The following is a 22,964-nucleotide window of genomic DNA, read 5'->3' on the forward strand; positions in this document are numbered from 1 at the left end:
GGGCAAAGCCCAAAAAAGGGGCAATCACGACCAATCTTAAGTAGCTACACAAAAGACGGTGATTGCCCCATTTTTGGGCTTAAAATCGGTCGATATCAATTGTCTTTTGCGTAGCTACGGCCATTCTATCATATTTTTGTATTCAGGAGGAATGGGTGCCAAATACAGCACTCGATACAATCTTCGTAACCGGGAAAGCTTTTCCGCTGCCTCTCCTTTTGACAGCACAACGTTGTACTCCTTGGCAAAAAGATCGATGAATGTTTGTAAATCGCGGTCGCTTATTTCCATAGCTACATAATCTCATCGATCAAAAAAATGAGGTAGTACATCATTTTTACGATTTTGCGTATATACGATCTACTACAAAATAAATTGGGCGTTAGCTATTGTTAAAGCATGCACGACCCCAAGCCATTCACCCCGATAGGAAAGACCAACTTCCGCGACCACAACCGCGTCTTCGGCATCAAGCCCGCTGATCGCCTGCACCACATCTTTTGCCTGGGCAAGACCGGCATGGGCAAATCTCATTTGCTCATCAACATGGCGGTCGATGACATGCACAAGGGATACGGGATATGCGTGCTTGACCCGCACAGCGATACGGTAGAAGCGGTATTTAAGAAGGTACCCGAACACCGCAAAAAGGACGTTATCTATTTCGACGCGACCAACCGCGCCAGCCTGCCAGCCTTTAACCCGCTGGCTGACGTTCCCGACCACCAGCGGCAGTTAGTAGCCTCCGAAATGATTACCACGTTCAAGCGGCTCTTTTCGACCTCGTGGGGCGACAAGCTGGAATACGTGCTGCGCTTTGCCATCACCACGCTGCTGGAATACCCCGGTGCCACGTTGTTAGACATAGCAAAACTGCTAACAGATCCTGCATTTCGCTCAAAGGTTTTGCTTCAAGCGCAGAACCCCTATACCAAATTCTTTTGGCTCAATGAATACAATCTGTATTCTGCCAGTATGCAGGCCAGTACTATTCAGCCCATATTGAATAAGGTGGGAGTACTGCTTGCCAACGACACCTTGCGCGGCATCTTCGGGCAACCACAAGGTATTTCATTTGAGCAGTGTATGAATGAGCAAAAGATTGTATTAGTGAATCTTTCCAAAGGAGAGATTGGGGAAGATGTGGCAACCGTACTTGGCAGCTTTATCATTACGAGCATACAGAACGCGGCCATGCGCCGAGCATCCATCCCGATAACAGAGCGCAGGCGCTTCTATGTCTTCATAGACGAAGCGCAGCACTTCGTCTCGACCTCCTTTGCCGCGATGCTCCCGCAGGTGCGAAAGTTCGGCCTGGGCCTGTTTTTGGCCAACCAGCACCTTGACCAGCTGGAAGCGGACACCCGAAGCGCCATCCTTGCCAACTTCGGCACGCTGATCGTCTTTCGGGTCGGGCTTGAAGACGCGAAGGCGATGGAAAGGCTTTTTTACCCTGTGTTCACGTACGACGACTTTGTCAGCCTGCCCAAGTATCATATCTACCTGAAGCTGCTGATTGACGGGGCGGAGAGCAAGGGGTTTAGCGCGGTGACAATGATTTAGGATAAAATTAATTTACACTGACTGCGGCAATAGCAATTGCTTCCGAATCCCCAGGCTTTAAATTACCGATATCGTATCCACTGTCCGACAATAGACTTGATACGCTAAATGGTTTTACGTGTGATAAACAATCTTTTCTCTGTGCTGTTTCCTGTAATCTGATTTCTAAAATGTTATCAGAATATATCTTTACAGAATCAGAAAGGTAAATATTATTGCCAACAATTATTCTTCCGTAAATAGTAGTGATATGACCCTGAGAATCGGTGCCGTAATCCATATTTGCTAAAACATCCTTTGCTTCAAAGATTCCGGTGTTTTTGTATTGCATTAAAATTGTTAGCACGTCATTCTTTACAGCGTTTACTTCTTTTCCAAAGCATTCCCCGTCTTTTAGTATTTTACACCCACCAGTCGTACTATTGATAATAGTTAGTAAGGGCAACTGGTTGGTCTGGGGATCAAACTTTATTGGATGCGTGTTATTGGCAAGCCAGTTTTTGTAATTTATGGTATCAGAATCTATAGTTGAATTTAGTGAATCAATCTGATTCTCTATCGAGTCAATTTGATCTTTCATTTGCCCCTTATTTCTTTCGTAGGAATAAGGGCCAAAATAATTCCCGAAGGCAACCCCCACTGTAACTACCGCCAGCATCTGACTTAGCTTACCAAAAATGCTCCAAAATCCGTTTTCGATGTTTTCCATTTTTATAAATAAAATCCCTACTTGAGGGATTTGATGGTTAAGTTCATTTTAGTTGGACTCATTATATTTGCTTTTAGATAAATACTAATTGCCAAAAAAATGGTCATTAATGTGTCGTTATTGGTGTGTACTCTAATATTATAAAAAACGTAAAAACAAAGAACTAACTGGCTAAAACTTAATAAGTTTAAAAATGACTGTTTATTAATCATCGTTTTGGATTTAATGGTTACCTGAGGCGTCGGTAACGCCTCAGGTAACCATTAAATCCATTTGGTAAATAATAGCATATTTATGATTATTTGTCAATAATTATTTCTCAATACCGGCCTTGAGTCTTAAAATAATTGCCCCTTGCCCATTGCCTTTTAAATCACCAATGGAAATATCGGAGTTATTAGCTACTATCTGGTAGTCATCTATATGTTTATACCCCAGGCTATCTACTATTTTCCAACTACCTTGCCCAATGAGCAGTTCAAGAAAATTGCAGTTGTGTAAGTAAGCCTTCGCTATACCGCGTTGAATGACTATGCCGTTAGATTTCGCCTTCGCTTCAAATAATGCAGAATGGGAGAGTTTTTTTACTGACAAATTAAGCGTAACGTTTTTAACGGTAACTGGGCTCCGATTATGATAATGGATTTCGACAGCCAATGTATCACCATTATAAATGTCTGTTTCTTTTTTCCAACAGCCGTTTTCAGTTCCTTCCTCGCATTTATGTCTTGTGTCGTTTGCTACATCAACAAGGCCAATTCGGTTTATATCTTTTCTTGCAACACTTAAGTGATATTTATCAAAATAGAGGTCATTGGTCTTTTGTAGCTTGTAAAAATCATGCAAAAATTCAAGATGCCCCCTTTTATACTCCAAAGATTCTTTTTGACTTATTAAATCTTTGGTATCAGCCTTGGTAAATGAAATCAACCAGCCAGTAATTACAGATACAACGAGCAGGACGATTGCGAACGGCAAGTTCAATAGCTTAAATATATTTTTAATTTTTGCCATGTGATAGTTCTCGGTTCTAAGCGAAGTTAGTTTGTAACTAAAGATAATCGGTGCATTTTAAAAAAACAACATGTTTGCATATTAAATATTTTCTAAATAGCTTTATATCAATACAAAACCTAAATCAAAGCACCATGTCAAAACCAGTCACCCACAGCCATTCCTATCAGCATTTCGAGGATTTGCAGCTCTCCGCGAAGGATTTCTACGCGGCCCTCGAGGCCCGCATTGCCTCGTATCAGTTTCCGGACGTCGAATGCAGGGTCGTGGAAAGGCACGAGGATTCCATCCTGTCCTCCAAGCGCCAGTACTTGCAAATCGAGCATCACTATCTGAGCTATCTCGTCTGCGCCGCCCCGTTCGGCAGGAGCTTCTTCATCAGCTGGTACCTGGAACAGAGCGAGGACGGCTTCACCCTTGCACTGCGCAAGATACCCATCCTGCGCTGGCTGGTACCGAGCGAGAAGACATACTATCAGATTGACAGCGAGCTGATGTTCAAGAACAGCATTGAAAATATCGTTAAAGCAGCGGTACACAAGTTAATGGTCGAGCACGGCTATAGGCAGCCCGACATTGAGCTGGCCGAATGATGGCGACCTCTATTGCGCAACAGCTCACTGCCAACTTCTATGAGGGGGAACGGCACGGCCGCGGCTGGCACGCGGCCGACCATATCGTTGACCTTGAACCGCCATTTTCTCCCTTTAGGGGACACGAGATTGCTCTGCCCTATATTGATGACGGCAGGCGCCATACGGCGCTAAGCACCTTTGCCAGCTGGTTTAAATCAGAGCAAACGGTATCAATACCACCTGTTGTTAAAGATACTATTGCTGCATACCCCGATACTGACGAGGAACCAGTATTGGTGACCTATGCCGTAACCCTCGCCAGGCACTTCGTGCCAAGGCCGGAGGCGATAGAGCACTGCCTGACGATGCTGGCCTCGGTCACCCTGCCCGTTTCGTTCGAGCTGATCGCGCAGGCAGCAGCGATAGCGATACAGGTCACCTGCCGCGAGGCCAATGCCGCCTTTGTCTATACCCAATTAACAGCATACTTTCCCGAAGTGGCAATCCTTTCCTCCGATATCGATGTATTAGCAGAGTGCGTACAAAATGCAGCTGCAGTCTATGCCGTTGATCTCGGGATAGAGGATGAATATATGCGTCCCATTAATACATTTGGCAAAAGTGTTCTTGATCCATATACAGCACTCTTTAGTACCTTCAATCAGCTGCGTGGCAACGAGGCCGCTGTGGTGCAGGTACTGTTTTGCGGCGTGCAGAACGCCTGGGCCGAAAGCATCGTTGCGTCAGTCAGCGACGAGCGGGGTGGGTCATTTTTTATCGATGCGCCGGAAATGCCTCATCTTGCAAGAGAGAAAGTATCCCGGCCACTGCTCGGGGCAGCGATTCGCATAGCCGCATTCGCGGACGATATCGACGATGCGGGCGTCCTGTTGCAGCACAGCACGCTGGCGCTCGTTGTGGCCTCAGCCAGCCCCCATAACGCGCTGGCGGCACTGCATACCCCCGCGTACACCATCGAGCAGCGGCTGGGCGATCTCGTCATGAGGCAAACGCACCGGGTCGGCATGCTGCTCAATACAAAGGAACTGGCAACGTTTGTGCACTTTCCACCTGTCCAATTATCAAAAAAGCTGCTGCCCAGCCACACCACCACCAAGCGCGCCCCAAGCTACCTTTTCAACCAGTCTTATATATTAGGCATGAATGAGCATCAGCGCCAAAGCGTTGAAGTCGGGATCGATACCAGCCAGCGCCTGAAGCACCTGCACATTATCGGCGGTACCGGCATGGGAAAGTCAACGCTTCTGCACAGCCTCATCAGCCAGGACATCGCGCAAGGCACCGGCTGCTGCGTGTTGGACCCGCACGGCGACCTGATCGATACCGTACTGAAATCCATTCCACCGGAGCGCATTCATGACGTGGTACTGATCGACCCGTCGGACAGCGGCTATCCGGTTGGATTGAACATCCTGCAAGCCCATAGCGACATTGAGCGGGAACTGCTGGCCTCGGACCTGGTGGCACTGTTTAAGCGCTTTAGTACGTCATGGGGCGACCAGCTTCATAGTGTGCTTGCTAATGCTATCATGGCATTTTTATACAACACCAAGCCGGGGCATATTGGGGACTTGCGCAAATTCCTGATTGAACCCGCATTTCGCGCAACAACCCTGCACACCTGCACCGACGAGGAACTCGTCTACTACTGGCACAAAGAATACCCGCTATTGAAAACCTCCTCCATCGGCTCAATATTAACGAGACTTGATAGCTTTTTGCGCCCGAAAAGCATCCGCGCCATGGTCTGCCAGCATCAGGGGTTGGACTTTCATGAATTAATGAACGGCAGCAAGATCGTACTGGTCAAGCTCGCCCAAGGATTAATTGGAGGCGATAATAGCTATCTGTTAGGTGCTTTGATTGTATCCAAACTACAGCAGGCCGCCCTGGCCCGGCAGCAGCTGACTGCTGCCGCCCGCACACCGTTTTTCTGCTACATCGACGAGTTTCACCATTTTATAACGCCCTCGCTCAATACTATTTTGAGCGGTGCCCGAAAGTATGGCTTGGGACTGATTTGCGTACACCAGGACATGCAGCAATTGCAGCGTGTCGATAGCGATATTGCCAGTTCGCTCATGTCCAATGCCGGTACCCGCATCTGCTTCAGGCTGGGCGACACCGATGCCAAGCGGATGCAGGAGGGGTTTAGCGGCTTTAATGCAGAAGATTTCCAAAATTTGAATATTGGTGCAGCTATTGCACGGGTCAATACCGCCGATGCCGATTTTAATCTCTCTGTGATCCCCACAGCCCCGCACCATGAAGATTACGGCACCGACATTATTGCTGCCTCGCGAAATCAGTACAGTGTTCCTATAGCCCCGAATACAGCTATCCCGCCGCCAACACCACCAATTGAACCAAGCCCGATACCACCACCGCCTCCAACGGCACCATCACCAACCGTTGCCCCAAGGCAAAGGAAGGCGGTACACGGGCAAAAGCCGGATACCGAGCACCGGTATTTGCAGAACTTTATCAAAACGATGGGCGAGCAGCACGGCTACAGGGCAAATATCGAGGTGCCGACAAGGGACGGCAAGGGACAGATTGACGTGCTACTCTCAAAAGATCATGAAACTGTTGCCTTTGAGGTATCAATCAATACCGATGCCGAATGGGAGATACACAATATCGGTAAGTGCCTGGCTGACGGCTGTACCATGGTGGTATTGTGCTCGGGGAGCGCAAGAAAGCTCATGCAGGTCAGGCAGAAGGTGCAGCAGGCCTTTCCACCTGCTGAGCAGGCAAAAATTCATCTCCTAAGCCCCGACGAGCTGCCGCAGTTTTTCAACGCCGCGCAAGCAGCAACGCCGCCGGTGCCGGCAGTGTCAACCATGAAGGGGTATCGGGTGAAGGTGAAGTATGATCAAGTCAATGCCAACGGTGACGCACAAAATGTGATTGAGAGAATCATTAGGGGCGGAAAATAGCGTTAATGGGCAAGGCCGGATAAGTTCATTTTGAAGCAATCGGCCTTTCCGGCAGGAAGTCTCGCGGGCTGCATCCGAAGATGACCGCAAGGCTGTTAAGCTGGTCAAGGCTGTACTTGCTCACGTGCCTCGGGCTCTCTATCTGGCCGATGAACGCGTCGGACAGGTCGAGCATCGCGCCGAGCCGCGCCTGGCTGATCCCGCGCGCCGTGCGCAGGCGCTTGATCTCGCCGATCACGTATAGGTCTATCTCGCTCTTGGGCTGTCCGCGCATGGGGGCAAGTAAGCGAAGCGGCGCAACAATTTCACCAAGAAATACTTGGTATTTTCATTTCGGTTCCGTACCTTGGCTGGAAAGCTTAGCCCCTCGCAACCATGAAGAGAAACCCTACCCCCAAGCGGGCCCTCGCCCTCGCGGCGCTCCTGTGCCTGTCGTCACTGTCCTGCCAAAAGAAGTACTGCTGGAAGTGCGCGGCCTTCCAGTACCGTGGCTACACCCCGAAAGACCCCTCCGTCCCGTTCCACAAGCCCACGGAGCAGTGGGACACGACGAGGTACGAGGTGTGCGACAAGACGGCCGTCGAGATCAAGGACGAGACGAACCAGTCGGTGAACACGAACAAGCTGGAAGGGCAGTACTTCGTGCACTACACGCTGAAAAAGGAGTGCGGGAGGTAGCACGCGGGCCGCAAACTACGCCAGCTAACCCCTATATTCGCACCATGAGTGGCACAAGTAAGGAAACCAAAGACAGGACGAAGCGGCTGCTTTCGGCGCGGCTGAAAGCACTGCGCGCGGAGCGAAACATGACGCAGGCGGCGCTGTCCGCATCGTCGGGCGTGAGCGTCGGGCAGATACGAAAAATGGAGGCGGGGAGCTCGGATTCCACGATGAGGACTGTCGAAAGGCTGTCCGAGGCGCTCGGCATTCTGCCGAACGAGTTCCTGTCGGGTTTTGGCGCGCCAGCCGACGAGGCCCAATAAAAAAGCATGTCGCAAGTCCCACGGTCGGGCGTCTCGCCCGCTTTGTGGCGGGTTACTCATAACCTATTCGGAAATGGTCTTGTCCTGTAACTCACTACAATACGATAGCAACTATGGCATGTGGAAAAATAGTACCGGCATTTCACGGTCGACCCTTAAATACGCAACGTCCTAATTTTACCAAACGGAAATACCGGAGTCTTTAAAACACTGTTGATAAGCGCGGGAGCGCAGTAAAAAGCGTCCTCATGCGAGATAGGAGCTGTCCTACCATCCAATAGGCTGTGTCACCGAGTTCATTCTTTGGCCAGAGCGGGGTGCGGAAACGTTTACCCGTTAAATGAGGAGTTTACTAATAGTTAACTATTGCCTGAAAGTGACATTAACTTTCGTATCTTTGACATTCAAGCAGGCACCTCGCCTGCATTGTGATAAGGTTTAGGTTTACAAGGGCCGGGTGCGAGACTTCGGCCCTTGTTATTTAATAGTAGCTTTTGCAGAAAGCACTTTATGGTAAAGCCCTCGATAACAATATCAAGGGCTTTAGACTTTATTTAAAGCATAAATTGCCAAAACTAACTAAAAATCGTTCTTAGTTTTTTAAATGTCTCAAAATCCGTCTTAAGTTCCTGTAATGTAGGCTCGTTGTGTATTTCCATCGGATTGCTATGGCCTTTTATATATCCGCAGCAACGTTCAAATAGCTCGTTTAATTGCTCTTTATTGCTATCGAGGAGTTGACCGTTAATCTTAATAAATTGCGTTAACGCTACATTTTTTTGATAACGCCTAACAGTGTTGTTCAATATTTCATTTTCGACGCAAAGTTCAATAGCTGATCGTAAGTAGCCATATCCATCTTCCGCCATTTCGGCTTCAGGACGACTTTTTGCGCTACTCAACAAGATATTTATTTTTCCGATATATGATTTGACTGAATTTACCTCTTCAGCATTGGATATAATTCCAGTCTCCTCATGTTCATTTCGTGAGTTGTAAAACGTTAAATCTATTCCTTTGTATTGTGGCTTATCACGGAAATAAAACAGGCTATTAAATAAGAGTATACTGTGGGTAAATATGATTACCTGACGATCTTTGGATAGCGCTATTGCCCGCCTTGAATAATCATCAATCAAATGATGGTCGAGACTATTAACAGGATCATCAAAAATCACCGTGGATTTTGAGTTATCAAGCTGTAATTCAGTAAGAAATTCTGACAGGGCAATTGCTTTTTGTTCGCCTTCGCTTAAAATTTCAGTTAACAAATGAGACTTAACACGCTGTTGCACTTTAGAGTTGCCTCTATCTGTCGCAAAATTCAAATCAATGTTAAGATGTGATTTTCTGAACGCCGCTAATTCAGTTTTGAAAATGGCATTAAAATTCTGCCTTACCAACTCTTCTCTTGCTTCTGTCGTTTTGATGCTAATAGATCGCGTGTTGAAAGCATTTTGATTTTTGTTTAGGATGTCTATTTTTTTTAGATTTTCTATCGTAGTTGTAATATTAGTTAAATGATCAGTCAGGATCTTTCTATCTTTCAGTTCATTAATTTCTATAGTAATTTGGCGCTCTTTTGTTGCAATATTAGCTAAATCACTTTCTCTGCTGTTAAGTTCTTTAGCCAGAGCTTGCTTCTTTTCCTCGAATGCAGTTAGGAGAGTTGAATACTTAAGGGGTAAATCTCCATTTGGGATATTATCATCAGTAACAGCTTTTTTTAATGAGGACAAGGTATTATTGTATTCTATTAGTTCTTGCGGTTGTTTGATAGTGCCTTCGTCATCATATCCCCAAGATGCCTGGGCTAATTTTATAGCTCCGTCAACATATGTCATTTGCGCTTTGAAATGATTTCTGCTCGCTGACAACTGATTTATTTGTTGCTGGGTCGTATCGTTGAGTAGGACACGATAATTTGCAAGTAATTCTTTCGCTGGTGTATCTAAATTTTGCTGACAGTAAATACAAACGTCGCTTTCTGCCGGATAATTACTTTTGGCTAATAGTTTCAAATAAGCATCTGCGGCGGTAATAAAAGATAAAAATTGAGCACTTGAATATTGCTCTATTGAAAACGATGAGACGATTTCACTAAGTCCTCGCTGTGATTGTTTTTGCAACACTGCAATATCTGTAATGGTCTTATGCTGTTCTTGCCAAGTCTTGTTATTAATAATGGATTCCGCTTTTCGTATCTTTGTTAGACTATTTTCAATATCTGAAATTTTTAATTTTAACTCTCTTATTGTGGCTTCTATTAAAGCCTTGTTCAAGCCTGTTAGTTCCTTAGTTTTTGCTATTAAACGTTGGTTATGTCCATCATCAAAGCCCGCCAATATTGTTAGTTCACTTACTACTGTTTTTGATGAAAGTTTGCTGATAGCAGAGTGTTGTGGCGTTCCGGGCAGAAATAGTGCAAGCCAATCAGTGACTGGCAGTTTTTGCTTTTCGGTATTAATTAACTGGGCTAGCGCATTTAATTCATCTGTTACCAAACCAAACAACTCGAACCCTATTGGTGTAACGACGAGTTGGCGATCAGATAATGAAATTGCAACGCAATGATTATTGAAAACCGATATAGTATCGAGGTCATTGCAACGGTTGCTTCCAGTCCAAGTAAATGATTGGTGGGTTCCATTAGTTTCAAAATCTATCTTAGCTGATTTAGGTGGTTTTGTTGGGTTGTATATATTGGGATGAATAGTGCCGCTGGTTTCATAGCTAAATCCCAATGCTTTTAAGATTCTGCTGTAACCTGTTTTTCCTGTGCCGTTTTCTCCGTAGATGACAGTTAAGTTTGGCGAAAAACCAATGGTTTGATCCTTTGCCAATCTGTTCACTCCGGTCACTTCTGATAATCGTGATATTTTTACCGACTTAGATGATATTGAATAAGGGGGCTTAGATATCGCAAGCGGTGGAAGACCCGAAAACAATTTTATAGATTGTAAAAAGTACTGAAAAATTGTAACTCTTTCTTGCTGAGAGAGGCATCCAGAAGAAGATAGGATATTTCTTAAAAGAAGCTTTGCCCATATTCCCTGGTTTTCTGCCCATTCCCAAAGGAAATCAATTACTTCTTTTTTCGAGTTTGTTGTTGATGTCATGGTTTAAGTTTATAAAAGGTTGAGTAAATGTAATAATATTATATTAATTGAAACATAAAAACACCCCTATAAGGGGTGTTGAGGGAAGCGATTAGGTAGATTTTGCCAAATCGTTTCAATAAGTTGTCTTGTGCTTAGGTACACCACTGGCTTCCCGTACTCCCATCGCTTCACCGCATCAACGGATACTGCTAAGCGGTTTGCGCACTGCTTGAAGTTAAGCCCATAGCAGTATCGTATCTGCTTCAATTTCCCGGCAAGACTTTCGGTTTCGTGGTCAAAGGGATAATAGCCGAGAAAGGAAATGATTGCCGGGTAATGGTGGATTTGCGGTAGGGTACGTTCATTTTCCCAATAGGTGAGTGTGTCTTCCGAGACACACAGTTGTTTCGCAATATCCTTTTGCAATAGCTTGCTTTCTATCCGTTTCTTTCTGATATGCTCGCCAATCGTTTGCGGATCGTCTTCATAGTGTTTCGTTCCACGATTTTTGAATACATTCGTGCATGGGAGAAACGTGTACGGATGAATGCCCTTGTGGCTACTATAACCATCCCGAAAAAGAATGTATTTGCCCGCCGGGAATGGTGCAAAAATACTTAAGCAAGATATCGGGCCCGTTGCTGGACAGGATAGACTTGCACGTGGAAGTTACCCCGGTAAATTTCAACGAGCTATCGTCAGACAGGCTGGCCGAAAAAAGTGAAAACATCCGCGAACGCGTAATCAAAGCCCGCGAAATTCAGATTGAACGTTTTGGTAACCGCCCCGATTTACATGCCAACGCCCAAATGAGCCCCCAGATGGTGCGCGACCTGTGTAAAATAGATACCGCCGGCCAAACCCTGCTGAAAAAAGCCATGGAAAAACTTGGCCTGAGCGCCCGCGCCTATGACCGCATCCTGAAAGTAGCCCGCACCATTGCCGACCTTGCCACCAGTGAAGAAATTAAACTGGAACACCTGGCCGAAGCTATCCATTTCAGGAGTTTGGACAGAGAAGGATGGGCGGGGTAGCTATAGTTAAGACGAGACCTTAAAACATGGTAATCAGATTCAGAGACTTCAAACAGCATCATTTTATTTGACATTCTTAAATTTAATAAAAAACAATAAAGCCCCGCAATATTGCTATTGACGGGGCTTCTCCCCTAATTATTAACCTAACGGCCAATTTCTTTTAATGACAGCGCACGCTAAATTTAGCGGTGATGTTTAACGTATTGCTGCCTACATCATAAATAGCGGTGCCATTGATGCCGCTTGCTGATGGTAAAGTGAAGTTTCGGGGTGCCATGGTAAACACCGATGATTGGTACCACAAGTAGCTGTTGTAGGCGTACATATAATATTGGTCGCCATTAAATAATTTGATGCTGTATTTGCCCCTGCTGCCGGTAATGCCGGTGCCAAAAGCATACTGGATAACGCCACGGCTTACGTAGGCGTAAGTCCATGCGTTTTGATTAAGCTGCGCCGCGCCAATATCGTAAAGGAAAAACCATCCCGAAGGCAGCAGGTTGATGTTTTTATTGCTGCAAAAGCCCTGCATATTAAGGGTAACATTGATGAGCGACGGCGTAGCCGGGCTGCCAAAATTTAAATCGACAGAACCCTGGCTGCATGGATTAAACAAGCCGGTTTCGGCAAGTATAGGTAGCCGCGGGTTAAGGTATAAGTTAAAACTGCTGATAACAACCTTACATTGCGCAATGCTGGGCACATACGGAAATACTACCACATCGCCATCGTGTACAAATTCGCCATGGGCGCCGGCCAGGTATTGGTTGTTTGGTGTAACTATGGTTACATCATAAACACCGCTGTTGCCTGCGCCGCAATGAATGCGTACGGTAAGCGGTGTAAAACAAGTGCCGTATGGGTGCCCGGCTACCGCCCAACTCCAATCAAGGTTAAAGCAGCACAGATGCGATGTTTCAAAATTGGCTGTAAGGTTGCCGTTGCCATCATTGGCTATGGTAACATCGCCCTCGCTTTTCCATTGCCCGGTTTCTTCGGTAAGGCTCCATAGCGGCACGGTGTCTCCGGCTTTAATATTATTGCCGGTAATAAAGTTTGTGGTGTTAGGATTCAACTTCATGCTCACCTGTATGGGCTGCGAAAAATGCCTTACCTGTGTACCTGCAGCCGACATTTTAATGGATAACAAACCGGCCGATACAAAGTTGATGGCATTACCACCATTAACCTGGTTGCCTGCCTTATCGATAACGTTGGTAGGGCTAAAGCCCCCGGGGAACGCTCCGTACGAAGTGGTAGAAACGGCGCTGAAATCAACAATATTTGATGTTAGCTGTGATGCGTTTATAGCCGAGCCATCTGCATCAAGCATTTGTGTGCCGGGTAATATTTTAACCTGCGCGGTTTCAACCATACCCGACCGTTGTGGCAGGTTAAGGGTTGCACCTGCCGATACACCGTTTGCTAAAGGTGTTGTGGATGCCAAAACAGATGTGCCCGCGGGAGGGTTGGCGTATTCAACCACGCCAACATCAACAATTTTCGCGCTATCTGTGGTAATGGTAACGGTTTGGGTGATGGGCGCATAGCCCGGAATATCGGCAGATACATTGAATGTTACCGGCGACGAAGCCGAGGGTGCTGCATTGGCGGTAAGCGACAGGGGTAAAAAACCATGCGATGCCTTAAAATCGCTGGTCGAGCCTCCGTCCATTTGCACCAGCGCGGCATCCTTGCCGGTTATTTTAACATCAAAATCGCCGGGCTGATTGCTTGAAGTTGCGTTGGCATTGGCAAAACGCAATAATACAGGCGCTTTGGTAAGCGTGGTTTCGTTAATGGTGAGCGCTATGCCCTCATTAGGTTTTCGGCAACTATTTAAGGTTAGTACCAATACCAGGCACGCTATCATTAAAAAAATATTAATAAATGCGCCGCCCTGTTTTGCCGGGCCAATTTGTGAGTGTAGTTTAAAGGTGTTTTTCATGGTGATATTTTATCTGATTCGTAAATTAAAATTGAGCTGAACAACAGGCATCCATCGGTAGCCCTGCATGTTTTTATTGAACTGTATGTTATTAGCGTCGTTATCTGATAGCAGCTTTGTACCCGTAAATGACGTGCCGGGGCTGGATAAGTAATAGCTGCCAACATCAACGTTTACATTTAAAAGCTGCCCGGGGAATCCTTTAAAAAGGGCAATGCCAAGGTAAGGCGCCACGCCTTTCCAGGTTACATCGGCCTGCAGCACACCAATCTGGTCTTTGGTGAGCGATTGGCTCCCGATGTTATATCCGCCCATGGGCGAAATAAGAGCAGTTGCCTTGCCTTGTGTAATGTATGAGGCGCCGCCAACCAGGCGGATGCTGTTGGTATTAAAAGGTGAATAATCGGCCAGTAAATGAACATTGGAGAAACTGGTTGAAAACTGGCCCTGTACCGCGAAGCCAAAGAAATGGAAGTCTTTATTTTTGCTTACCGGGATGATGCCAAAACCAAGCCGACCCGATAGTCTGGGTAAAAACCCATATTTTACGTCGGCGCCTATGCCCTGGCTGCCAACAAGTACCTGTACGGATATGGGCGAAACAAACTGTGCGGCATTGCCGGTTACCGGGCTTTCGGTATTGATTTGCTGGGCATAGGCGGCAATGTAAAAAAGCATTGTTAAAAGTGTGGAGATAAAGTTTTTCATAGGTATTGCGTTTAATAGGTGTTTTTATTTTGCCGTGTAAGCGCTGTGATGCATATGAGCATTATGGCTATTGTTACAAGGATATATTCCATGGTTATGGGGTTTAAAATGTGTTAGCTGTTTATGTATATTGTACCGTTTAATACGGCCCTTTGCCGGTTTCTGCAGCGTTGCTTTTTGCGGCTTTTTTTGGTTGTTTTTAACGATACAATTTTATGGGACGGCTGCAAGGCACACAATACAAAGCTGTTGGTATTTTTTAAAGCCGTAATAAAACATAGGTTTACAAGTAATTAGTACGATGGAAATGACAACTGAAAAACTATCAGTGATCATAGCAGATGATCATACATTATTTATAAACGGGCTTAGCATGCTGTTGCAAAATGAGCCGGATATCGAGATTATGAATATAGCGGCCAACGGCAAAGAGGTGTTGGGGTTGTTACATACCCATACGCCCACACTTGTGCTGCTTGATATTAATATGCCGGGCATTAATGGCTTCGAAGTACTTAAACGGATAAAAGCTTACTATCCAAAAATTAAGGTGGTGATGCTATCTACCTATAACGAAGAGCACCTGATTGAAAAGGCAAAGGCCACCGGCGCCGATGGTTACCTGTTTAAAAATACCGAAAAAGATGAGCTGTTGCGGGTAATGCGCCTGGTAGCCCAGGGGCAGCAATGCTTTCCGTACAAGCCGCCGGTTGTTAACTCAACATTTGATGACACCGATCCATTTTTAAAGCAATTCCAGCTTACAAAACGGGAAACCGAACTACTGCAGTTTATTAAGCAGGATTATACCAACCAGCAAATGGCCAACCACCTGCACCTGAGCATTTATACGGTTGAAACCCACCGAAAAAACATTATGCAAAAGCTAAACCTGAAAAATCCCGTGGAGCTTACCAAGTTTATATTGCAGTATAATTTGTAATGTGGGGGCTGATAAAATTTTGAAAATTCTGAAGTAAGAAGAGGCCGTAAAAAAGGGAATTCTAACGCTATAACATTTAGTATAGATATACTTCATAGATGCCCAAGTCATCGTTCGATAAAAATTGATTAATGTCTTGTTTTAGAAGAATTAATAATTCAGCGATCTTTTGAGTTCCAACGTTGCCGGTGCGCAACCAAATTACTTTAGGAGGATGGGAGTAAAGATTTTGTAATTCGCAAAAATCCTCGTCAAAAGTTAAAATTGTGTAGTTGTTTGTTTTAGCGAATTGCCAGATCATAAAATCGCTTAAACGGTGGTTTGCCCGGATTTCATTTGTAGGGAGAATCTCCCAATCTGATAAGAGTTTCTTTAAACGCCATGAAATATTTTCGTCAGCGATGAGCCGTATCATGCCACTTTAATTATTCGCTCTTTGTTAGCTGCATAAGCAAGGCATGCAAATATGGCTTCGGATGTTAGTTGTGGGAAATCGCTTAGAATTTCCTCATAACTCAAGCCAGATGCCAGCCATTGCAAAACATCATATACAGAAATTCGCGTACCCTTAATAACTGGTTTGCCAAACCTTATTTCGGGGTTAAATTCAAGATATTCTTTATAATCAATTGGCTGCATATACAAATTTACCTAAATTGTCATCAAATCCCATCACATGAAAAAGATATTCTTTTTAAGCATCATCCTTTTTGGATCCTTTAAAACCTTTGCACAGCAAACTGATAATGAGGCCGTAAAACAAACCATTAACACCATGTTTGATGCTATGCGCAAAGGCGATAGCACCATGTTGCGTTCGACTTTTCATAAAAATATTGTTTTTGAAGGTGTAGCCAATAAAAAGGATGGCACTGTTGAGCTCGAGGTGGAAAACCCCAATGATTTTATAAAAGCCGTAGGCACGCCGCACAAAGAAATATGGGATGAGCAGATAACCTTTAACGACATAAAAATAGATGGCGACCTGGCCAGCGTTTGGACACCTTACAAATTTTACCTGGGCAAAACCTTTAGCCATTGCGGGGTTGATGTTTTCCAACTCATGCGTACCGCGGCGGGCTGGAAAATTATTTATGTTGTTGATACCCGTAGGAAAGGTAATTGCCCGGAATGATCTTCATAAAAGAATAGATGAGAGAGAAGAGATTATGGGTGCAAATTAACCGCAGATCGGTGGAGGAGCCGATAGATTTTGTACGATGTTCCAACCTGGTAGGTAACCTGTTTACTTTCAAATTGCCACCGATTATCGTAAAGGGAATAAGAAAAGTAAATATTGACTTCGCCAACCATGATGATGCATTGCTGATAGGGGGACTCGATAGCATTTTAACGATCGTGGAAACATTTCCATTTGACTTATTCGATACGGCTGATTTGCATGGAAAGATTGCATTATTAGCTGATAGAACTTATAAATGCTTAATGCTTGTTTACCAACACCTCAACTTAGATGTAGAACAGTTAAATATTGGATACAAAAAAATACTGGATGATGATTTTGTTTTGACCCACATTTTATTCGGTGGGCCAAAACAAAACAGAAACCGAAGTATTAAAGCCACGGTAAAAGCAGATTTTCTTATTGATTATACTTCAGTAAATATCATTTTCCTAAATAAAAAGGATATTGTTATCAATGAAATTCCATTGTTTAAAACAATACCGGGCTGGCTATTCTATAGCCTGTTACTAAAGACGTGTAAATGGATTGACGGCGAAACATTTGAGATGTCTAACGGTAGTAAAGAGATTAACTTCCGAGTCAACATTAACAGGCAAATAACTATGCACTACCTGCCTGTTAACAGAGATGTTGACGGTATAAAGGAAGAAATTCAATTCCTTACTTTGGAGAGTTACTTTGACCTTTAAACTATAAGTAATGCCTTAATTAAAGCGCTCCGAGTTTTAACATCCCATAAAACAAGCCTGAGCAATGCATGGCTTGTTTTATTTTATTATCAAGCAGCAATTGTTTTATCTCTTCGATAGTATACTCTTCTACAATAAGCTCTTCATGATCATCCAATTCCTGTCCCTGTACTTTTTTACCTCCTTTGGTAAAATAGGTAAAGGTTTGGTTATTGGCGGTTGATGGGTTGCCGTATACGGTACAAATCAGTTCAAATTCATCAAACTGGTAGCCGGTTTCTTCCAGCAGTTCGCGGCGGATGGCATGGACGGGTTCTTCCCCGGGGTCAACCACGCCTCCCGGAATTTCGAGCGAAATAATATCGGCAGCATGGCGGTATTGCGTTACCATTAATATTTTATTGTCTTCGGTTACCGCTACCGCATTAACCCAGCTTGGGTATTCTAAAACATAGTAGTCTTCAACAATTCGTTTATCAGGCATTTCGCAGCGGTCAACCCGTAACGTAGCCCATGGGCCTTTATGTATGTAAGTAGATGATAGTAGTTTCCAGGTTAAATCCTTACTCATAGTTTGTTTGTAGAAATTGATAGATGGTATTACGCTTGTTAATGTTTTCAAATGATTGCCGGTGATATTGTTGCTCCAGCACATCGTAAACTAACAAAATCTTTTTAAATGAAAGCAAAAGTTCGGCATTTGCTGTAAAGGGCAGGCTATAAATGTATAGTAATTGCGCTAAGGCATCCAGTTTGTCGGCACTGTAATTTTCATTTTCAAGCAATAACTTAAAAGCATCAATGTCAAGCTCAAGTATTTCATGAAGCTTAATATTGTACTCATTTAAAAGTGTGCTATCAGCAAGTTTTATAAACTCATCGGTTTTACCAGCCTCCTTAAAACCCAACAGCCGGGCAATAACCAAAGCCATTTTTTCTAATTCGGTTAGTATATAGTCTTTCCTATACATGAGTTTAATAATTCAATAAATAAATTGCAGCTCAAATCAATAATTCAGTCATTCACTAAATCAATAATTAAAACCTACCAGCTGCCGCTTGATCCACCGCCGCCGCCACTGCCGCCGCCGAAACCGCCAAAGCCACCACCACCGCCTCCGCTTCCTCCGGAGAAACCGCCCCAGTCGCTTCCGCTGCTACGGCCACTGCCGCCAAGCATGCTTCCGGCTAAAAACCACCAGAAAGGGCTTGCGCCACCCCTGCGGTCGATAATTTGCCGGCCGCCACCACCGCCGCGGTTACGAAATATGATGATTAATATAACAACTACTATCACAATCAGGATGATGATACCTGCACCATCTCCGCCGGTGCTTTGGTCGTTTTCCTGTGGTTCGGCCTTGAATTCGCCTTTGGTGGCTTTTATAATATCAGTGGTTGCAGCATCCAGTCCGCCATAATAGTCGCCCGCTTTAAAATGGGGCTTCATATCATCCTGTATAATGCGCTGGGTGAGCACATCGGGCAATGGTCCTTCGGCGCCATAACCCGTTTGGATGGCCATTTTACGGTCGTTTATAGCAACAATTACCAGGATGCCGTTGTTCTTTTCTTTTTGGCCAATACCCCACTTGCGCAGCAGTTGCTGCCCATAGTCGTTAATGTCGTAACTGCCGGTTGATTTCATAATTACCACAGCTACCTGGGTTGATGTAGAATCGTTAAAAGCAACCAGTTTGCTTTCCAGCTTTTGCTTATCATCGGCCGATAAAGTATTGGTATAATCGGTAACCAGCGTGGCCGACCGTTCCGGAAAATCCTGTGCGAACGCCATCGCGGAGCAAAACAGCAGGCTAAAAAATACAGTGAGTTTTTTAAACATGGGGTTTATAGTTTATTCGCCATCCATAAAGGCAATATCATCGGGCAGTTCGTTAACATCACCTGCATGGTGCGGGAAGTATTTTTGCAGTTGTTCGCCGGCAATTTGCAGGCCGGTTACAATACCTTCAACAATATCGCCGTATTTAAAATGCTGCAGCATATCCTCTTTGGTTGTATCCCAAAAATCGGCAGGCACAACCTGGTTAATGCCGGCATCGCCAATAATGGCAAACTTCCGGTCAACAGTGGCCACATATATCAACACCCCATGCCTGAGGGCTGTTTTATGCATATTTAGCTGAAAAAAATATTTAGCTGCCCGGTCAAGCACATCCTCGCTGCATTTTTTTTCGATACAAACTCGTATCTCGCCACTGCTGCGGTTTTCGGCCTGTTCAATAGCTTTACGGATGCGTTGCTGTTCTTCTTCGTTAAATACCATTTTAATTATTGAATTATTGAATGGGAAAAATTATTGAGTTGATGAATTATAGTTTAATTGATGATTTTCAGTTGTGTATCGATGCATGAAATCGAGGATTGCAGCTCAAATCAATAATTCAATAATTCAGTCATTCAATAATTAGTTAAATTCCACCTTCGGTGCTTTCTCGCTTCCGGGTTCGGCGGTGAAATATCCTTTTTCGGAGAAGCCAAACATTTTGGCGGTAATGTTGGCCGGGAACGAACGGATTTTAGAATTATATTCCATTACAGCATCGTTAAAATCCTTACGGGATACGTTGATCCTGTTTTCGGTGCCTTCCAGCTGAACGGATAGGTCACGAAAGTTTTCGTTCGCCTTTAAATCCGGATATTTTTCTGTTACAACCAACAGCCTGCCAATGGCCGAACTTAACTCGCCCTGCGATGACTGGAACGCTTTGATAGATTCGGGCGTAAGTTTTGTAGGATCAACCTGCACCGATGTTGCTTTAGCGCGGGCTTCTATTACTGCGGTTAATGTGCTTTTTTCAAAGTTAGCGGCGCCTTTAACCGTATTAACCAGATTGGGTATCAGATCGCTGCGGCGCTGGTAATCGCTTTGTACGGTACCCCATTTAGCTTTAACGGTTTCATCGAGCTTAACCATGCTGTTATAGCTGCATGAACTTAAGCTCATGGCTGCTACTGCAATTAATATTACTGAAAGTAACTTTTTCATAGGTTGAAGTTGTTTTACAGGTGTGTTTTTGATTTAGATTACAAAACGCATACCGTTGTTACAATTGGTATGGTTTAGTGACATTATGTCAAGGTACAGTTTTTATTACTGTAAGCGAAACATTTAACTGTTATAGCCTATATTTGAAGCTTAATATACTTTTTACCTGTTGACACTGACCCACAAAATGAAGAAAACACTCTGCCTTTTTTTTACATGTATTTCGCTTGGTGCAGCCGCACAAACCAACGTTGCCGAAAAATTAGTACCATACGTAAACCCTATTATAGGTACCCAGCGTATGGGGCACGTATACCCGGGCGCAACAGTTCCCTTTGGAATGGTACAATTGAGCCCGGAGACTGATACTCCCAGCTACGAGTTGAACGGCAAATACAACCCCGATGTATATAAATACTGCGCCGGTTACCAATACGATGATAAAACCATAGTTGGCTTTAGCCATACCCATTTTAGCGGTACCGGCCACTCAGACCTGGGCGACTTTTTAATAATGCCAACCGTTGGCGCATTAAAGCTTAATCCCGGCACGGCTGATAAACCAGGCAGCGGTTACCGCTCGGCATTTTCGCACAAGAACGAAGTGAGCCAGGCCAACTATTACAAAGTAAAACTGGACGAAAGCAATATTTTGGCCGAGATGACCACCAGTGCGCGTGTTGGTTTTCACCAGTACACGTTCCCTAAATCCGATCAATCGCATATCATATTAGATTTGATGGCGGGGATTTACAACTACCCGGATAAAAATGTGTGGACTTATTTAAGGGTCGTTAATGATAGCACCGTTGTAGGTTTCCGCCAAACCAATGGCTGGGCTCGCACCCGGTCGTTATATTTTGCCATGAGTTTTTCAAAGGCATTCTTTCAGCATGGCTACAAAAAGTACGATCAGCGCGAAGTATATGGTGGCTTTTGGGGCAAATTTAACCGGGTGAAAAACTTCCCCGAAATTGCGGGCAAGCAAATAAGGGCTTACTTTGATTTTAAAACCGAGGAGGGCGAAAAAATAAAGATCAAGTTTGCTTTATCGCCGGTGAGTATGGCTGGTGCGCTGAACAATATGCAAACCGAGATACCTGGCTGGGATTTTGAAAAAGTAAAAGCCGACGGCCAGCAATTATGGGAAGCCGAACTGCATAAGATAGAGATAGCCGGTAATAAGGAAATAAAAGAGAACTTTTATACCGCTATGTACCATGCTATGATTAACCCTACGGTATATATGGATGCCGACGGGCAATATAAGGGCCTTGATCAAAATGTACACAAGGCGGAAGGATTTACCAATTATACCACTTTTTCGCTTTGGGATACCTACCGGGCGCTGCACCCGCTGTTCAATATTATTGAACCCAAAAGGAATGCGGATATGGTGCAAAGCATGCTAGCCCATTTTGACCAAAGTCCGGAGCATATGCTGCCCATCTGGTCAAACTCAGGTAACGAGAATTGGTGTATGAGCGGGTACCACAGTGTAGCCGTACTGGCCGACGCCGTTGTAAAGGGAAATGTAAACTTTGATGCCAACAAGGCGCTGGATGCCTGCGTAGCCACTGCAAAGCACCGCGATTATGAAGGTATAGGCGACTACATGGATAAAGGTTACATCCCCGATGAAAAAAGCGGCGTATCGGTATCATCAACCCTGGAGTATGCTTTTGACGACTGGGCCATTGCCCAAATGGCTAAAAAGCTAAACCGTATGGATGTTTATAACGAATTTATCAAACGATCAGAAAATTATAAAAATGTATATGATAAGGCCGCGGGCTTTATGCGCCCCCGGCTGGCCGATGGCAGTTTCCGCCAAAAGTTTGACCCACTGAGCACCATCAATGAAGGATTTATTGAAGGCAACAGTTGGAACTATACCCTGTTTGCGCCACAGGATCCTAAAGGCCTGATAGCGCTGATGGGCGGCAACAAACGTTTTGTAGGTTACCTGGATTCGCTGTTTACCATGAACCTGCCCGATAAATACTTTGCCGAAACGGAAGATATCACCCGCGATGGCATCATTGGCAACTATGTACATGGTAACGAACCATCGCACCACGTAGCTTATTTATATAACTGGACAGATAAGCCCTGGAAAACACAGGAACGCATAAGGATGATATTGCCACGTATGTACAAACCAACCCCGGATGGTTTGGGCGGTAACGATGATACCGGCCAGATGAGCGCCTGGTACATTTTCAGCACGCTGGGGTTTTACCCGGTAGCACCTGGATCTGATCAGTATTCAATAGGTAGCCCGGCCGTGAATGGTGGCGTTATCAATTTGGATAATGGCAAAAAATTCACCATTAACGTAAAAAATCAGGGTGCCAAAAACGTGTATGTACAAAAAATAACGCTGAATGGTAAACCCCTGGATGGTTTATTTATTAGCCATGCCGATATCATGAATGGCGGCGAGATTACTTACTATATGAGCAGCAAGCATAAGTAGATGTGCAGATGTGTAGATTTTCAGATGTGCAGATGAAG

24 protein-coding genes and 1 pseudogene are annotated in these 22,964 nt (G+C 44.7%); 10 read left to right on the top strand and 15 right to left on the bottom strand.

What is annotated here, in order from left to right; translation table 11 throughout:
- Nucleotides 1-114: 114 nt before the first annotated feature.
- Nucleotides 115-291 (bottom strand): hypothetical protein, encoded by a 177-nt coding sequence (locus tag FSB76_RS32140; RefSeq protein ID WP_158642909.1) that lies wholly within the window; start codon nucleotides 289-291, stop codon nucleotides 115-117.
- Between the two features lie 108 nt (nucleotides 292-399).
- Between FSB76_RS32140 and FSB76_RS16045 the strand changes: the two genes are divergently transcribed.
- Nucleotides 400-1,563, top strand: coding sequence for a type IV secretory system conjugative DNA transfer family protein (locus tag FSB76_RS16045; protein ID WP_147055021.1), 1,164 nt, complete (start codon nucleotides 400-402; stop codon nucleotides 1,561-1,563).
- A gap of 7 nt (nucleotides 1,564-1,570) precedes the next feature.
- Here FSB76_RS16045 and FSB76_RS16050 read toward each other — a convergent pair whose 3' ends face one another.
- Together FSB76_RS16050 and FSB76_RS16055 are read right to left on the bottom strand one after the other, a co-directional pair.
- On the bottom strand, nucleotides 1,571-2,272 hold the full coding sequence (locus tag FSB76_RS16050) for a hypothetical protein (protein ID WP_147055023.1): 702 nt from the start codon (nucleotides 2,270-2,272) through the stop codon (nucleotides 1,571-1,573).
- A gap of 312 nt (nucleotides 2,273-2,584) precedes the next feature.
- Complete coding sequence (locus FSB76_RS16055) at nucleotides 2,585-3,286, bottom strand: hypothetical protein (RefSeq protein WP_147055025.1); 702 nt, start codon at nucleotides 3,284-3,286, stop codon at nucleotides 2,585-2,587.
- A 134-nt stretch (nucleotides 3,287-3,420) separates the two neighbouring features.
- Between FSB76_RS16055 and FSB76_RS16060 the strand changes: the two genes are divergently transcribed.
- Together FSB76_RS16060 and FSB76_RS16065 are read left to right on the top strand one after the other, a co-directional pair.
- Complete coding sequence (locus tag FSB76_RS16060) at nucleotides 3,421-3,879, top strand: hypothetical protein (protein ID WP_147055027.1); 459 nt, start codon at nucleotides 3,421-3,423, stop codon at nucleotides 3,877-3,879.
- A complete protein-coding gene (locus tag FSB76_RS16065; RefSeq protein WP_147055029.1) occupies nucleotides 3,876-6,821 on the top strand; it encodes a type IV secretory system conjugative DNA transfer family protein in 2,946 nt (981 codons plus the stop codon). Before FSB76_RS16060 ends, FSB76_RS16065 begins: the two co-directional genes overlap by 4 nt.
- Nucleotides 6,822-6,846: 25 nt before the next feature.
- Here the strand turns inward: FSB76_RS16065 and FSB76_RS16070 are convergent, their stop codons facing one another.
- Nucleotides 6,847-7,095, bottom strand: a complete 249-nt coding sequence (locus FSB76_RS16070) for a helix-turn-helix domain-containing protein (RefSeq protein ID WP_147055031.1) — start codon at nucleotides 7,093-7,095, stop codon at nucleotides 6,847-6,849.
- 101 nt (nucleotides 7,096-7,196) lie between these two features.
- Between FSB76_RS16070 and FSB76_RS32145 the strand changes: the two genes are divergently transcribed.
- Nucleotides 7,197-7,499, top strand: coding sequence for a hypothetical protein (locus FSB76_RS32145; RefSeq protein ID WP_158642910.1), 303 nt, complete (start codon nucleotides 7,197-7,199; stop codon nucleotides 7,497-7,499).
- Nucleotides 7,500-7,543: 44 nt separating this feature from the next.
- Nucleotides 7,544-7,804, top strand: a complete 261-nt coding sequence (locus FSB76_RS32150; protein WP_158642911.1) for a helix-turn-helix domain-containing protein — start codon at nucleotides 7,544-7,546, stop codon at nucleotides 7,802-7,804.
- Nucleotides 7,805-8,379: 575 nt separating this feature from the next.
- On the opposite strand, the gene FSB76_RS16080 is transcribed toward FSB76_RS32150, so the two are convergent.
- Entirely contained in the window at nucleotides 8,380-10,923 is a 2,544-nt protein-coding gene (locus FSB76_RS16080; protein ID WP_147055036.1) for an AAA family ATPase, read from the bottom strand.
- A 66-nt stretch (nucleotides 10,924-10,989) separates the two neighbouring features.
- On the bottom strand, nucleotides 10,990-11,535 hold the full coding sequence (locus FSB76_RS32980) for a helix-turn-helix domain-containing protein (RefSeq protein ID WP_147060996.1): 546 nt from the start codon (nucleotides 11,533-11,535) through the stop codon (nucleotides 10,990-10,992).
- On the opposite strand from FSB76_RS32980, the pseudogene FSB76_RS16090 reads away from it, so the two are divergent.
- A pseudogene (locus FSB76_RS16090) lies at nucleotides 11,454-11,939 on the top strand (magnesium chelatase subunit ChlI family protein); the annotation flags it as partial. The gene FSB76_RS32980 and the pseudogene FSB76_RS16090 sit on opposite strands and share 82 nt — an antisense overlap.
- Nucleotides 11,940-12,102: 163 nt before the next feature.
- Here the strand turns inward: FSB76_RS16090 and FSB76_RS16095 are convergent.
- Together FSB76_RS16095 and FSB76_RS16100 are read right to left on the bottom strand one after the other, a co-directional pair.
- Nucleotides 12,103-13,890 carry a hypothetical protein gene (locus FSB76_RS16095; protein ID WP_147055038.1) on the bottom strand — a complete coding sequence of 596 codons (1,788 nt, stop codon included), beginning with the start codon at nucleotides 13,888-13,890 and terminating at the stop codon, nucleotides 12,103-12,105.
- A gap of 9 nt (nucleotides 13,891-13,899) precedes the next feature.
- Nucleotides 13,900-14,598: a hypothetical protein gene (locus tag FSB76_RS16100; RefSeq protein WP_147055040.1), complete on the bottom strand. Its 699-nt coding sequence runs from the start codon at nucleotides 14,596-14,598 to the stop codon at nucleotides 13,900-13,902.
- Between the two features lie 301 nt (nucleotides 14,599-14,899).
- Here FSB76_RS16100 and FSB76_RS16105 point away from each other — a divergent pair, with 301 nt between their 5' ends.
- Nucleotides 14,900-15,541 carry a response regulator gene (locus tag FSB76_RS16105; protein WP_147055042.1) on the top strand — a complete coding sequence of 214 codons (642 nt, stop codon included), beginning with the start codon at nucleotides 14,900-14,902 and terminating at the stop codon, nucleotides 15,539-15,541.
- Between the two features lie 76 nt (nucleotides 15,542-15,617).
- On the opposite strand, the gene FSB76_RS16110 is transcribed toward FSB76_RS16105, so the two are convergent.
- Both FSB76_RS16110 and FSB76_RS16115 read right to left on the bottom strand, forming a co-directional pair.
- Nucleotides 15,618-15,956, bottom strand: a complete 339-nt coding sequence (locus FSB76_RS16110; RefSeq protein WP_225976525.1) for a DUF5615 family PIN-like protein — start codon at nucleotides 15,954-15,956, stop codon at nucleotides 15,618-15,620.
- Nucleotides 15,953-16,180 (bottom strand): DUF433 domain-containing protein, encoded by a 228-nt coding sequence (locus tag FSB76_RS16115; protein ID WP_147055044.1) that lies wholly within the window; start codon nucleotides 16,178-16,180, stop codon nucleotides 15,953-15,955. The genes FSB76_RS16110 and FSB76_RS16115 overlap by 4 nt, the downstream gene beginning before the upstream one ends.
- Nucleotides 16,181-16,217: 37 nt before the next feature.
- Here FSB76_RS16115 and FSB76_RS16120 point away from each other — a divergent pair, with 37 nt between their 5' ends.
- Entirely contained in the window at nucleotides 16,218-16,676 is a 459-nt protein-coding gene (locus FSB76_RS16120; protein ID WP_147055046.1) for a nuclear transport factor 2 family protein, read from the top strand.
- A 17-nt stretch (nucleotides 16,677-16,693) separates the two neighbouring features.
- Nucleotides 16,694-17,437 carry a hypothetical protein gene (locus tag FSB76_RS16125; RefSeq protein WP_147055048.1) on the top strand — a complete coding sequence of 248 codons (744 nt, stop codon included), beginning with the start codon at nucleotides 16,694-16,696 and terminating at the stop codon, nucleotides 17,435-17,437.
- Between the two features lie 19 nt (nucleotides 17,438-17,456).
- Here FSB76_RS16125 and FSB76_RS16130 read toward each other — a convergent pair whose 3' ends face one another.
- From FSB76_RS16130 to FSB76_RS16150, 5 genes are all read right to left on the bottom strand, one after another.
- Nucleotides 17,457-18,008: an NUDIX hydrolase gene (locus FSB76_RS16130; protein ID WP_147055049.1), complete on the bottom strand. Its 552-nt coding sequence runs from the start codon at nucleotides 18,006-18,008 to the stop codon at nucleotides 17,457-17,459.
- The gene (locus FSB76_RS16135) at nucleotides 18,001-18,408 is read right to left on the bottom strand and encodes a hypothetical protein (RefSeq protein WP_147055051.1); all 408 of its coding nucleotides are present in this window, start codon (nucleotides 18,406-18,408) and stop codon (nucleotides 18,001-18,003) included. Before FSB76_RS16135 ends, FSB76_RS16130 begins: the two co-directional genes overlap by 8 nt.
- A gap of 74 nt (nucleotides 18,409-18,482) precedes the next feature.
- Nucleotides 18,483-19,280, bottom strand: coding sequence for a TPM domain-containing protein (locus FSB76_RS16140; RefSeq protein ID WP_147055053.1), 798 nt, complete (start codon nucleotides 19,278-19,280; stop codon nucleotides 18,483-18,485).
- Nucleotides 19,281-19,292: 12 nt separating this feature from the next.
- Nucleotides 19,293-19,724: a TPM domain-containing protein gene (locus FSB76_RS16145; protein ID WP_147055055.1), complete on the bottom strand. Its 432-nt coding sequence runs from the start codon at nucleotides 19,722-19,724 to the stop codon at nucleotides 19,293-19,295.
- A gap of 141 nt (nucleotides 19,725-19,865) precedes the next feature.
- Nucleotides 19,866-20,447 carry a LemA family protein gene (locus tag FSB76_RS16150; RefSeq protein WP_147055057.1) on the bottom strand — a complete coding sequence of 194 codons (582 nt, stop codon included), beginning with the start codon at nucleotides 20,445-20,447 and terminating at the stop codon, nucleotides 19,866-19,868.
- Nucleotides 20,448-20,634: 187 nt separating this feature from the next.
- Between FSB76_RS16150 and FSB76_RS16155 the strand changes: the two genes are divergently transcribed.
- A complete protein-coding gene (locus tag FSB76_RS16155; RefSeq protein WP_147055059.1) occupies nucleotides 20,635-22,926 on the top strand; it encodes a GH92 family glycosyl hydrolase in 2,292 nt (763 codons plus the stop codon).
- Nucleotides 22,927-22,964 lie beyond the last annotated feature (38 nt).

The organism is Mucilaginibacter ginsenosidivorax, from assembly GCF_007971525.1.
In the GTDB taxonomy this organism is placed as follows: Bacteria; Bacteroidota; Bacteroidia; order Sphingobacteriales; family Sphingobacteriaceae; genus Mucilaginibacter; species Mucilaginibacter ginsenosidivorax.

What these genes read in the sequence shown, in the direction of transcription:
- FSB76_RS16045 (WP_147055021.1), top strand. Translation starts at nt 400, where the DNA reads ATGCACGACCCCAAGCCATTCACCCCGATAGGAAAGACCAACTTCCGC.
- FSB76_RS16150 (WP_147055057.1), bottom strand. Translation starts at nt 20,447, where the DNA reads ATGAAAAAGTTACTTTCAGTAATATTAATTGCAGTAGCAGCCATGAGC.
- FSB76_RS16095 (WP_147055038.1), bottom strand. Translation starts at nt 13,890, where the DNA reads ATGAAAAACACCTTTAAACTACACTCACAAATTGGCCCGGCAAAACAG.
- FSB76_RS32145 (WP_158642910.1), top strand. Translation starts at nt 7,197, where the DNA reads ATGAAGAGAAACCCTACCCCCAAGCGGGCCCTCGCCCTCGCGGCGCTC.
- FSB76_RS16155 (WP_147055059.1), top strand. Translation starts at nt 20,635, where the DNA reads ATGAAGAAAACACTCTGCCTTTTTTTTACATGTATTTCGCTTGGTGCA.
- FSB76_RS16070 (WP_147055031.1), bottom strand. Translation starts at nt 7,095, where the DNA reads ATGCGCGGACAGCCCAAGAGCGAGATAGACCTATACGTGATCGGCGAG.
- FSB76_RS16110 (WP_225976525.1), bottom strand. Translation starts at nt 15,956, where the DNA reads ATGATACGGCTCATCGCTGACGAAAATATTTCATGGCGTTTAAAGAAA.
- FSB76_RS16100 (WP_147055040.1), bottom strand. Translation starts at nt 14,598, where the DNA reads ATGAAAAACTTTATCTCCACACTTTTAACAATGCTTTTTTACATTGCC.
- FSB76_RS16125 (WP_147055048.1), top strand. Translation starts at nt 16,694, where the DNA reads ATGAGAGAGAAGAGATTATGGGTGCAAATTAACCGCAGATCGGTGGAG.
- FSB76_RS16065 (WP_147055029.1), top strand. Translation starts at nt 3,876, where the DNA reads ATGATGGCGACCTCTATTGCGCAACAGCTCACTGCCAACTTCTATGAG.
- FSB76_RS16055 (WP_147055025.1), bottom strand. Translation starts at nt 3,286, where the DNA reads ATGGCAAAAATTAAAAATATATTTAAGCTATTGAACTTGCCGTTCGCA.
- FSB76_RS16130 (WP_147055049.1), bottom strand. Translation starts at nt 18,008, where the DNA reads ATGAGTAAGGATTTAACCTGGAAACTACTATCATCTACTTACATACAT.
- FSB76_RS16145 (WP_147055055.1), bottom strand. Translation starts at nt 19,724, where the DNA reads ATGGTATTTAACGAAGAAGAACAGCAACGCATCCGTAAAGCTATTGAA.
- FSB76_RS16050 (WP_147055023.1), bottom strand. Translation starts at nt 2,272, where the DNA reads ATGGAAAACATCGAAAACGGATTTTGGAGCATTTTTGGTAAGCTAAGT.
- FSB76_RS16060 (WP_147055027.1), top strand. Translation starts at nt 3,421, where the DNA reads ATGTCAAAACCAGTCACCCACAGCCATTCCTATCAGCATTTCGAGGAT.
- FSB76_RS32140 (WP_158642909.1), bottom strand. Translation starts at nt 291, where the DNA reads ATGGAAATAAGCGACCGCGATTTACAAACATTCATCGATCTTTTTGCC.
- FSB76_RS16140 (WP_147055053.1), bottom strand. Translation starts at nt 19,280, where the DNA reads ATGTTTAAAAAACTCACTGTATTTTTTAGCCTGCTGTTTTGCTCCGCG.
- FSB76_RS16115 (WP_147055044.1), bottom strand. Translation starts at nt 16,180, where the DNA reads ATGCAGCCAATTGATTATAAAGAATATCTTGAATTTAACCCCGAAATA.
- FSB76_RS16105 (WP_147055042.1), top strand. Translation starts at nt 14,900, where the DNA reads ATGGAAATGACAACTGAAAAACTATCAGTGATCATAGCAGATGATCAT.
- FSB76_RS16135 (WP_147055051.1), bottom strand. Translation starts at nt 18,408, where the DNA reads ATGTATAGGAAAGACTATATACTAACCGAATTAGAAAAAATGGCTTTG.
- FSB76_RS16120 (WP_147055046.1), top strand. Translation starts at nt 16,218, where the DNA reads ATGAAAAAGATATTCTTTTTAAGCATCATCCTTTTTGGATCCTTTAAA.
- FSB76_RS32150 (WP_158642911.1), top strand. Translation starts at nt 7,544, where the DNA reads ATGAGTGGCACAAGTAAGGAAACCAAAGACAGGACGAAGCGGCTGCTT.
- FSB76_RS16080 (WP_147055036.1), bottom strand. Translation starts at nt 10,923, where the DNA reads ATGACATCAACAACAAACTCGAAAAAAGAAGTAATTGATTTCCTTTGG.